Annotated in this window: 10 protein-coding genes; 4 read left to right on the top strand and 6 right to left on the bottom strand. The window is 73.5% G+C overall.

The window, feature by feature from the left end; genetic code table 11:
- The 4 genes from JWR86_RS04210 to hemC form a co-directional block, all read right to left on the bottom strand.
- Positions 1-1,444 (bottom strand): heme biosynthesis HemY N-terminal domain-containing protein (locus JWR86_RS04210; RefSeq protein ID WP_299561184.1); only part of this gene is annotated, 1,444 nt, incomplete at its 3' end.
- Between the two features lie 107 nt (positions 1,445-1,551).
- Positions 1,552-3,270, bottom strand: a complete 1,719-nt coding sequence (locus tag JWR86_RS04205; protein ID WP_299561182.1) for a hypothetical protein — start codon at positions 3,268-3,270, stop codon at positions 1,552-1,554.
- On the bottom strand, positions 3,248-4,081 hold the full coding sequence (locus JWR86_RS04200; RefSeq protein WP_299561180.1) for a uroporphyrinogen-III synthase: 834 nt from the start codon (positions 4,079-4,081) through the stop codon (positions 3,248-3,250). The genes JWR86_RS04205 and JWR86_RS04200 overlap by 23 nt, the downstream gene beginning before the upstream one ends.
- 5 nt (positions 4,082-4,086) lie before the next feature.
- The gene (gene hemC / locus JWR86_RS04195; protein WP_299561177.1) at positions 4,087-5,016 is read right to left on the bottom strand and encodes a hydroxymethylbilane synthase; all 930 of its coding nucleotides are present in this window, start codon (positions 5,014-5,016) and stop codon (positions 4,087-4,089) included.
- A gap of 117 nt (positions 5,017-5,133) precedes the next feature.
- Here hemC and tsaD point away from each other — a divergent pair, with 117 nt between their 5' ends.
- Both tsaD and JWR86_RS04185 read left to right on the top strand, forming a co-directional pair.
- Positions 5,134-6,195 carry a tRNA (adenosine(37)-N6)-threonylcarbamoyltransferase complex transferase subunit TsaD gene (gene tsaD, locus JWR86_RS04190; protein ID WP_299561174.1) on the top strand — a complete coding sequence of 354 codons (1,062 nt, stop codon included), beginning with the start codon at positions 5,134-5,136 and terminating at the stop codon, positions 6,193-6,195.
- A gap of 61 nt (positions 6,196-6,256) precedes the next feature.
- Positions 6,257-7,237: an NAD(P)H-dependent glycerol-3-phosphate dehydrogenase gene (locus JWR86_RS04185; RefSeq protein ID WP_299561172.1), complete on the top strand. Its 981-nt coding sequence runs from the start codon at positions 6,257-6,259 to the stop codon at positions 7,235-7,237.
- Here JWR86_RS04185 and JWR86_RS04180 read toward each other — a convergent pair.
- Together JWR86_RS04180 and JWR86_RS04175 are read right to left on the bottom strand one after the other, a co-directional pair.
- On the bottom strand, positions 7,234-7,497 hold the full coding sequence (locus JWR86_RS04180) for a GlsB/YeaQ/YmgE family stress response membrane protein (RefSeq protein ID WP_299561170.1): 264 nt from the start codon (positions 7,495-7,497) through the stop codon (positions 7,234-7,236). The genes JWR86_RS04185 and JWR86_RS04180 overlap by 4 nt on opposite strands.
- A gap of 48 nt (positions 7,498-7,545) precedes the next feature.
- Positions 7,546-8,172 (bottom strand): hypothetical protein, encoded by a 627-nt coding sequence (locus tag JWR86_RS04175; RefSeq protein ID WP_299561168.1) that lies wholly within the window; start codon positions 8,170-8,172, stop codon positions 7,546-7,548.
- A gap of 61 nt (positions 8,173-8,233) precedes the next feature.
- Between JWR86_RS04175 and JWR86_RS04170 the strand changes: the two genes are divergently transcribed.
- Both JWR86_RS04170 and JWR86_RS04165 read left to right on the top strand, forming a co-directional pair.
- Positions 8,234-9,772 (top strand): UxaA family hydrolase, encoded by a 1,539-nt coding sequence (locus JWR86_RS04170; RefSeq protein WP_299561166.1) that lies wholly within the window; start codon positions 8,234-8,236, stop codon positions 9,770-9,772.
- Between the two features lie 207 nt (positions 9,773-9,979).
- Positions 9,980-10,493 (top strand): MFS transporter (locus JWR86_RS04165; protein ID WP_299561163.1); only part of this gene is annotated, 514 nt, incomplete at its 3' end.

Here is a 10,493-nt window from a genome sequence, read left to right as displayed (position 1 = left end):
CCGCAGCAGGGGCGGGCGTGTCGACGAGCGCCGGCGGAGCCGCCGCGGCCGCCCCTCGCGGGGCCGTGAGTTTCAGCCCCGGCAGTTCGTCCGCCGGACCGGGCTCCGGCTCCGGCTCGAACACAAGTGGCCCGTCGCCGGCATCCTTCTGGGCCCCGAGCGCTTCGGGCGGCGTGTCCCACCGGAACGCATCGAGGCGGCCGCTGACCGGGGACACGGGGGCCCAGGTCTCCGACACGAGGCCGTCGGCGATCCACGCCTTGTCGCGCGGCGCCCGGGCCGCGCGGGCCAGCCATTCGCGGGAGCCGCCCGGATTGCCGTCGCGCCCATCGATCTCGGCCATCAGCATGCAGAGCCGGACGGTGGGCCTTCCCTCGTCCTCCAGCAGGGGCCGCAGCACCTCGCGGGCCCGGGCGAGTTCGCGTGACTCGATCGCCGCCCGCGCGATGGCGAAGCGCGACTCGGCCGACCAGCTGGACAGCCGGGCCAGGGTCTCGGCCCGGTGCAGCCGGTCCGTGGCCGAATCGCCCGGCCGGAGATTCAGATAGGCGCCGGCGAGGTCCGGATGCGGCGTCACCGCCCAGGCGGCCTCGACCACCTTGGCGGCCTTCTTGAGGTCGCCGCGCCGCGACAGCATCCTGGCCGCGAGCGCGGCGGCCGGAACCAGGTCGGGGGCGAGCTTCACGGCCTGCTGGGCCGAAGCCAGCGCACCCTCCGGATCCCGAGCCTCGCGGTCGATCGCATCGGCCGTGAGCAGCACCGCCCGTTGCCGTCGCGACGTGGCCCGGTCGATCAGGCCGAGGGAGGTTCGGCGCTCCACGAGCCGCACAGCGCCGGCCCAATCCCGCTCGGCCGATTGCGCCTCCAGCACCGCATCGCTGGCCCAGCCGACGGCGGGGGCCACCCGGGCGGCCTCCTCGGCATGCTGCCGGGCCGCCTCGGCGTCACCGCGGCGGCGGGCCTCCAGATAGAGTCCCCGGAGCCCGAGCACCCGGGTCTCGGGCCGCGCGGCCATGTCCCGGAAGGCCGCGTCGGCCACCTCCCGGTTGCCGGAGGCCTGCGCGGCCTGCGCCTTGAGCAGGAGGGCCAGCGGCTCCGAGCCGAGCAGCCGCTCGGCCTCGGCCGCGTGCCGGCGCGCCGCCGTGACATCGCCGGCTCCCACGGCCACGATTCCGCGCGTCAGGGCCGACTGGCCCCTGCTGAAGCGCCGGCGGCGGTTGCCGCGCCGGATGGTGCCGGGCAGCGACACCAGCGCCCGGGTCGCGCCAAACAGCCCCGACAGCAGGATGGCGGCCCCGATCAGCACCACCACGCCGACGGCGAGCGAAGTCGAATATTCCCGCCCGGCCCAGGTCACCGCGACCGTCTCGGGGTGGTTGGCCAGCCACACCGCGCCATAGGCCGCGAGGCAGATCAGGCCGAGAAAGACGAGGGCGCGCCACATGCGGTTGGGGCTCCTGGATCAGCGGGCGCGGAGCGGCAGGCCGCTCCCTGCGAAGATGGCACCATGGCGCGGCCCCGCGCCCGGTGTCCACGGCGGGGCGGAGCGGGTCAGCGGCTCGCTCCGTCGAGAGCTGCCAGGGCCGCCTGCGAGATGCTGCGGGCCGCGGCCTCGGCGGCCACACGGGCCTTGAGGCGCCCGGCCCAGCTCTCGGACATCGCCTTGGCGGGGGCGGGGAGCTGGTCCCACAGCCCAGCGGCTTCGGCCAGTTGCCCCCGGCCCAGGGCCGCCTCGATGCGGGACACGAGCCCCGGCAGATCGGTGCCGCTGCCGTCCCCGACGGCCCGCACGGTGACCACCTTCTCGAACACGCGCCGGACACGGTCGAGCCAGGTCTCGGCGGGCGGACGCGGCACGGCCGTCATCTGTTCGGCCAAGGGCTTGAACTCGGCCGCCAGCGCCCCGGCGGAGGGCGCCGGGGTTTCGGCAAACGGCTGGAGCGCCGCAATGGCGGCCGGGTCGGTGCCGAAGCGGGCCAGCGGCTGCAGCGTCGGTCCGAGCGGGGTGCCGGCCCGCAGCGCATCCTCGATGCGGCCGGCGATCACGACCCGGAGACCGGCCTGCACGGCGGCGGGCGACAGCTTGGCGAGGTCCCCCGACATCCGGCCGAGTTCGGTCGACATCGTGGCCAGCCGCGCTTCGGCCTGGCCGGTGCGGGTGTCGAGCGCGCCCGTTCCGGTCTTAAGGGCCTGAACCTCGGCCTGAAGCGCCTGGACGCCCCCCTGAAGCGCCGTCACGGCGGCCTGCACGGCCTGGAGCCCCTCGCCGGACCGCGTCCCAAGCGCCTCGACGCGCGTGCCGAGTTCACCGATCGCCGTGGCGTTGGCCCGGGCCTGCCCGGCGCTCTCGTCGAGCCGGGCGGTCAGAGCCGTCACGGCCTCCCGCAGGCCCGTATCCGGGGCCGGAGCCGACGCGGCGGGACCGGGGCGGCCCAGTGCTTCGCCGACCTGTTTTGCGGCCGCCTCGGCCGCTGCGCGGGACGCCTGGGCGGCGGCGGCCGTCTCCTTGAGGCCGGCCTCGAGCGCCGCGATCCGGGGCTCCAGGCCGCTGCTCGCCGGGCTCCCGGCCGGAAGCGCCGCGAGCCGGCTTTCCAGGGTGGCCATGCGGTCCAGCATCGCGGGGTCCTGCCGCGGCGGCAGCAGGTAGCGCTCGGCCCCGAGCGTCAGGCCGGCGCCGACGAGACCGCCAAGGACGGACGCTGCCAGCAGCGATCCCGCGCCCCGGGACTTTGCCGGCCTGCCGGCTGCGGCCGCCGGAGCGGAAGGGGCCGGCCCGGACCCCGTCTTGGGCGGGCCGGAGCTCGGCGGCACTGCGCTCTTGGCCGCGGCAGCCGCCGCAGGACCAGCCGCCGCCGGCCCACCGGCGGCAGGCGTGCCGGCGCCCTTGCCGGCCCCAAGGGAGGCGGCGGACGGCGTTACGGGCTTGGTCTCCGCTGCCGGGTTGGCGTTCGGCGAAGTTTTGGCGTCCGATGACGGCTTGGCGTCTGGCACGGGCTTGCCGCCGCCGGAGGCCCCCGCCGCTCCGGCCGGCGATTTCGGCCCCGAGGCAGCCGGGTCGGCCTTGCTGTCCTTGGGAAACGGGTTCGGGCCGAGCCCAGTCGCGGCGACCGGCTCGATGGCGCTGGCTCCTTCGGCGGGCGGCTCGGCCGGCCCGGTCGCGGTGGGGCCGGGAGGGGCCCCGTCGCGCTTCTCTTCCCGGAACTGACCCGACGGCAGGTCGATCACGGGCGGGTCCCGGCGCAGAGGGTCAGGTCGTCGCGTCTCGCTCATCGGGGCCGATCGTCCTTGGCTGTCCGCAACTGGTGGGTCGCTCGATCGTTCCTTGTCTAGCACCCGGTTCGGCGGCGGCGCGAGACCGCAGCGGGGCCGAAGCCGGTTCGATCCCGGTCAGAAGCCCGAGCAGCGCCGCCTCGTCGGGGCAGGCGGCAACCGCGATCGCAGCCGGTCCAAGCGGCGCGAGGCCAATCGCCGTCTCCTCAGAGAGGCAGAGATGGACCAGCCCGGCCAGCCGATCGAGGCGGCCGCTCCGTTCGGCCAGGCCGACCAGCGTAGCGGCGCTGCGGCGCGAGTAATGCAGCGCCACGTCGAGCCGGCCCAGGTCCAGGGCCTCGGCCACACTGTCCGGCAGCCGGCCGGCGGGCCTGGCTTCATAGACCACACAGACCCGGACCGTGTAGCCCGCGGCCCCGAGCGAGCGGGCCGGCTCGGCCGTCCGGTCGCGGCCGGCGAGGTGAAGCAAAGCGGCGCCCCGCGGGAGTTCCCGGGTCACGAGCCGGGCCAAGGCGGCGCCGTCGCCCTCGGCGCAGCGCACGTCAGAGACCCCGGCCTCGGCCAGGGCGGCGGCCGTGCGGGCCCCGACCGCGAAGACCGGGACCTCGCCATGGTGGGCACGGTGTCGCAGGGCGGCCGACACGGCATTGAGGCTCGTCAGGAGCAGCCCGGCCGCCCGGCCGCTCGGCGGGGCCGCCTCCTGCGGCACGATCTCCAGCACCGGCGCGACCAGCGCCTCGTGGCCAAGCGCTGCGAGTCGCGCGGCGGTCCGGTCGCCCTGGCGGCGGGGCCGGGAGACCAGGACCCGCATCTCGTCTAGACCCGGGGGATCGTGCCGCCGGGCAGTCGGCGGCGCAGATCGAGCCCGGCCTCGCGGCCGATCCGTTCCGCCTCCGTCGCGGGGCCCGACAGCCGCACCTCGGCCGCCCCCGTTCCGTCCGCCTCCAGCACCAGCCCGCGCAGGTCGAGTTCGCCCCCGAGCACCCGGGCATGGCCGGCGATCGGGGTCCGGCAGGATCCATCGAGGACGGTCAGGTAGGCCCGCTCGGCCGAGACCGCCTGCTCCGTGGCGAGGTCGCAAATGGGGGCGAGATCGCCCGCCACGCGTGCGTCGCCGGCCCGGATCACGAGGGCGATCGCGCCCTGGCCAACGGCCGGCAGCATGTCGTCGGCGGACAGCACCACGTTCGCCCGGTGCTCGAGCCCGAGCCGCTTCAGCCCCGCGAGCGCCAGCAGCGTCGCGTCGACCTCGCCGCGCTCCACCCGGTCGAGCCGCGTGCCGACATTGCCGCGCAGGAGCACGACCTGGAGGTCCGGCCGCGCCCGCAGAACGATGGCCTGGCGCCGAAGGGACGCCGTGCCCATGCGGGCGCCAGGAGGGAGGGCGGCGAGTCCGCCCTGATGGCGGCTGACCAGCACGTCACGGGCATCCTCCCGCGGCAGGTAGCCCGCAATCACCAGCCCGTCCGGCAGGGCCGTCGGCAGATCCTTGGCCGAATGCACGGCGAGATCGATGCGTCCGGCGATCAGCGCCTCGTCCAGCTCCTTGGTGAACAGGCCCTTGCCACCCGCCTCGGCAAGCGGCCGGTTCTGGATGCGGTCGCCGGTTGAGGTCATCGGCCGCAGCACGAGACGCCGCTGGTCCGAGCCGTGCGCGCGAACCAGCCGGTCCCGGGTTTCGTGCGCCTGCGCCATGGCGAGCGGGCTCGCGCGGGTTCCAATCACGAGCTGGGCGGGATCGGACATGCGGACTCCGGCCGGGATGGGTTGCGCTAGGCAGGCGCCGGCCCGCACCCTATAGGCGAGCGCGACCCTTGGGTGAAAGGGCGCCGCTTTCGCGGCCAGGATGATCGCTCCTCCCTCATGCCTTCCCGCCTCCGCGTCCTCGGCCTTGAGACAACCTGCGACGAAACGGCCGCGGCCGTCGTGCAGCTGACGGACGAGGGCCGCGGCGCGATCCTGTCGAACGAGATCTTGAGCCAGGTCGCCGAGCACGCGCCTTACGGCGGCGTGGTGCCGGAGATCGCGGCCCGGGCGCATGTGGAGGTGCTGGACGGCCTGATCGAGCGCGCCCTCGAGCGCGCCGGGACCCGGCTCTCCGATCTCGACGGCATTGCGGCGGCGGCCGGACCGGGCCTGATCGGCGGCCTCCTGGTCGGGCTGACCACCGCCAAGACGCTGGCGCTCGTGGCCCGCAAGCCGCTCATCGCCGTGAACCATCTCGAAGCGCATGCGCTCACGGCCCGCCTCACCGACGGACTGCCCTTTCCCTACCTTCTGCTTCTCGCCTCCGGCGGCCACACCCAGCTGGTGGCCGTCCGCGGCGTCGGCGATCACCTGCGCCTCGGCTCCACCGTCGACGACGCGCTCGGCGAGGCCTTCGACAAGGTCGCGAAGCTGCTCGGCCTTCCCTATCCGGGCGGGCCGGAGGTGGAACGGGAGGCCGAACGCGGCGACCCGGAACGGTTCGGGTTGCCCCGGCCGATGCTCGGCCGACCACGGCCTGACTTCTCGCTGTCCGGCCTCAAGACGGCGCTGCGGCTGGAAGCGGAGCGGGTCGCGCCCCTGACTCCGACCGATGTCGCCGACCTCTGCGCCTCCTTCCAGGCCGCCGTGGTGGACGTCGTCATCGACCGGACGCGCGTGGCCCTGCGGGGCTTTCGCGACAGCGTCGGCCACCCTTCGGCGCTGGTGGCGGCGGGCGGGGTGTCGGCCAACGGGGCGATCCGGCGCGCCCTCGGCCGCCTCGCGGCCGAGGCTGGCCTCCGCCTCGTGGCGCCGCCGCTGCCGCTCTGCGGCGACAATGGGGCCATCGTGGCCTGGACCGGCATCGAGCGCCTGCGGATGGGGCTCATCGACGACATGACGGCGCCGGCCCGGGCGCGCTGGCCGCTGGACCAGGCGCTTGGGACAGCCGGCCCGTGACCCGGCGAGGCCGGGATGCAGCGAGCCGGGGGAACCGGCGCACGCCGTCCCGAGACGCGGCATGACCGTCGCGGTGATCGGCGGCGGCGCCTGGGGCACGGCGCTCGCCAACGCGGCCGCGGCTGCGGGGCAGCCCGTTCTTCTCTGGATGCGCGACCCCGCCATGGCCGCGGCCCTGGCCCGGACGCGCGAAAACGCCCGCCGTCTGCCGGGGGTCGCGCTGCAGGCGGGCGTGGAGCCGGTCGCCGATCCGGCTCGCCTGACCGAGGCGGAGGCCGCGCTTCTGGTGGTGCCGGCGCAGACCGTGCGGGAGGTCGTCACGGCGCTGTGTCCGTATCTAACCCCGGGCGCGCCCCTCATCTCCTGCGCAAAGGGGATTGAGCGGGACTCCGGCCTGTTCATGAGCGAGGTGATCGCCGCGCTGCGGCCGGGCGAGCCGATCGCGGCCCTGTCCGGACCGAGTTTTGCGCCGGACGTGGCGCGCGGCCTGCCGACCGCCGTGACGCTCAGCTCCGGCGACCCTGAGGTGGCGGCCCGCTGGGCCGAGGCGCTGTCGGGACAGTCGTTGCGGGTGTACCGCGGCGCCGACCTGCGCGGGGTCGAGATCGGCGGGGCCGCCAAAAACGTGCTGGCCATCGCGGCCGGGATTGTGGAGGGCAGCGGCCTCGGGGAGAGCGCCCGGGCCGCCCTGGTGGCCCGCAGCTTCGCCGAGCTGATGCGCTTCGCGGCGGCGCTGGGCGGCCGGCCCGAGACCCTGATGGGGCTTTCCGGGCTGGGCGACCTTGTGCTGAGCTGCAGCTCGGCCCAATCGCGCAATTTCAGTTTCGGGCTCGATCTCGGTCGCGGATTGCCGCCGGACCGGGCCGGCGGCGGCCGGCTGGCGGAAGGCGCCTTCACGGCCGCGGCGCTGGTTCGTCTCGCCCGGGCGCACGGCGTCGAGATGCCGATCGCCGAGGCGGTGGCCGCGGTGCTGGCCCGCGACCTCTCCGTCCAGGACGCGATCGCCGCCCTGATGCGGCGACCGCTCCGGGCCGAGAACTAGATGGTGGTGCGGCGGCGACCGGCCACCAGGCTGTAGATCAGCAGCACGATGATGGCGCCGACCACGGCCCCGATGAAGCCCGCGCCTTCACCCGGCCGGTACCAGCCGAGCGCCTGCCCGAGATAGGTGGCCACGACGGCGCCGATGATGCCGAGGATGGTGGTCAGGATGAAGCCCTGGGGCTCGTTCGGCCCGGGCATGATGAACTTCGCGACCACGCCCGCGAGAAAGCCGATGATGATGGTCCAGATGATACCCATGACGACGAACGCTCCTGCCTGTGCAGCCGGATGAACGCCGTCCCACGGTCAAGGTTGCAGCAGATCCGTGCGTGAACCACGTTTTCTGTAGACCAAGAGCGATCGCCAGCGTCCGATCTCCTCCACGTCGCGCTCCGCGGCCCAGGCGCTGACCACGTCCTTGGCGCTGTTGTCGGCCCGGTCCCAGGCGTAGGAGCCCGGGAAAAACAGCACGTGGCCGCCCGGCCGGAGGTGGTCGGTGAGGAGGTTCGTGACCTCGAGATCGGTCATCGCCCCATAGGCGTCGTTCTTCTCGCCCCGGAATTCGCAGAGGTGGAACAGCGTCACGATGTCGAAAACCGGCAGCAGCCGCCGGTTCAGCAGGTAGATGTCGCCGAAGCTGACATTGTAGTGCCGCAACACGTCCGGCCGCTCGATCGCCAGCTTCACGAAGGTGTCGTGCTCCTGCGGCGCGGCCGTGATGCCCAGCACCGCGTTGCGGCGGTCGGGCCGGGCGCATTCGACGCCGACATGGTGGTGGCCGCCGGTTCCGAAATGGAAGATGGCGCTGTCCCGCACCTCCCTGTCGTCCAGCCAATGGACGAAATCCTGATCGCAGGGGCACTCGGCCGGCCGGTGGTCCCAGAACGCGTCCCAGTAATGCAGGGCGGGACGCTCGGACAATTCGGCCGACATGCAGCCTTGCTCCAGGTCGAGGCAGGGTCCTTACTGAGCCGGCAGGGAGGATGAATAGTCCATGAATGGCCAAGCTTCCGCGACCGCCGCTCCGCGCGTGCTCCATCTCGGCGCGGGCGACAACGTGGTGGTGGCCGTGGACACGGTGCGGCCGGGCGAGCTCGCCCACGGGATCACGGCCCGGGCCCGCATCCCCAAGGGCCACAAGATGGCCATCGCGCCGATCCGCGAGGGCGAGCCCGTCGTGAAGCTCGGCCAGATCATCGGCTTCGCCCAAAACCACGTCGCGCCCGGGGATTGGGTGCACGAGCACAATGTCGGCCTGCACGAATTCGACCGTGACTACCGCTTCGCGGAGGATGCAGGCGACGACGCCCTTCTGCCGGCCTCCGAACGGGCCACCTTCCAGGGCTTTCGCCGCGCCTCGGGCCGCACCGGCACCCGGAACTACATCGGCATCCTGACCTCGGTGAACTGCTCGGCCTCCGTGGCCCGCTTCGCCGCCCAGGAGCTGGAGCGCTCAGGCGCGCTGGCCGCCTATCCGGGCATCGACGGGGTGGTGGCCATCGTGCACGGCACCGGCTGCGGCCATGCCGCCTCGGGCGAGGGTTTCGACGTGCTGCGCCGGACCCAGTGGGGCTATGCTAGCCACCCCAACTTCGCCGGCATCGTCATGGTCGGGCTCGGCTGCGAGGTCTTTCAGATCGGCCGCATGAAGCGCGATTACGGGCTCGAGGAGACCGACACCTTTCGCACGCTCACCATCCAGGAGACCGGCGGCACCCGGAAGACCGTGCAGGCCATCGTGGCCGCCATCCGGGACATGCTGCCGGCCGCCGGCGCCGCCCGGCGTGAGACGCGGCCCGCCTCCGAGTTGGTCCTCGCTCTCCAATGCGGCGGCTCGGACGGCTATTCGGCCCTCACGGCCAACCCGGCGCTGGGCGCCGCCTCCGACCTCCTGGTCCGCAACGGCGGCACGTCGATCCTGTCCGAGACGCCCGAGATCTATGGCGCCGAGCACCTTCTCACGCGCCGGGCGGCCTCGGTCGAGATCGGCCAGAAACTCGTGGCCCGCATCCGCTGGTGGGAGGAGTATTGCGCCAAAAACGGCGGCGAGATGAACAACAACCCGTCTCCCGGCAACAAGGCCGGCGGTCTCACGACGATTCTGGAGAAATCGCTCGGCGCCACGGCCAAGGGCGGCCGCTCGACGCTGCGGGCCGTCTACGAATACGCCGAACAGGTGCGCGAGCGTGGCTTCGTCTACATGGACACGCCGGGCTACGACCCGGTGGCCGCGACCGGCCAGGTGGCCGGCGGCGCAAACCTCATCTGCTTCACCACCGGCCGCGGCTCCGCCTTCGGGGCCAAGCCCGCGCCCTCGATCAAGCTCGCCACCAATTCCGACGTCTTCCGCTCCATGCAGGACGACATGGACATCGATTGCGGCACCATCCTGGACGGCGTCCCGGTGGAGGAAAAGGGCCGCGAAATCTTCGCCAAGGTCCTGGCCGTGGCCTCGGGCGAGCGCACCAAGAGCGAAGAGCTGGGTTATGGGGACGCGGAGTTCGTGCCCTGGCAGATCGGGGCGGTGATGTAGAGCGGCGAGCAGGCCGGCTCGGGCCCGGCGAAGCACAAGACTTTGCTGATGCGGCCGCACCCGAAAGCTTGCAGCCGCTCAGCTCTCTGCCCTCCCGCAGCGCAAACCTGCCCTGTCCAACTTCCGGTTGACGGGCCCCGCCACCCGGCCCACTCCCGCCCCATGGCTGCCACCGCGCTTTCCCCGCCTGCCGTTGAACGGCCGCTGATGCTGGTGCTCGGGGCGTTGAGCGTCGCGCATCTGCTGAACGACCTCTTGCAGTCGATGATCCCGGCCACCTACCCGCTGATCAAGGCGGCCTATGGCCTCGATTTCGCGCAGGTGGGCCTGATCACGCTGGCCTTTCAGGTCACCTCGTCGCTGCTGCAGCCGCTGCTCGGCTGGCTCACGGACCGGCGGCCCTGGCCCTATGCAATGGTGGGCGGCATGGGCGCGACGCTGTGCGGCCTGCTCGGCCTCGCCTTTGCGGGCAGCTACGGGGCGGTGCTCGTGTCCGTGGCGCTGGTGGGGCTTGGTTCCGCCGTGTTCCATCCGGAGGCAACCCGGATGGCCCGGCACGCGGCGGCCGGCCGGCAGGGGCTGGCCCAGGGCGTGTTCCAGGTCGGCGGCCATGCGGGCTATGCGCTCGGCCCGCTCCTCGCCGCCGCCGTGGTGGTGCCGCGCGGGCAGGCCAGCCTGTCCTGGTTCTCCGGGGTCGCGCTGCTGGCCATGCTGCTGATGG

Origin of the sequence: Enterovirga sp. (assembly GCF_028290205.1) — a bacterium.
Classification (GTDB): Bacteria; Pseudomonadota; Alphaproteobacteria; order Rhizobiales; family Beijerinckiaceae; genus Enterovirga.
The sequence above is the reverse complement of the archived record's forward strand: the minus strand, read 5'-3'. Positions and strand labels throughout refer to the sequence as shown.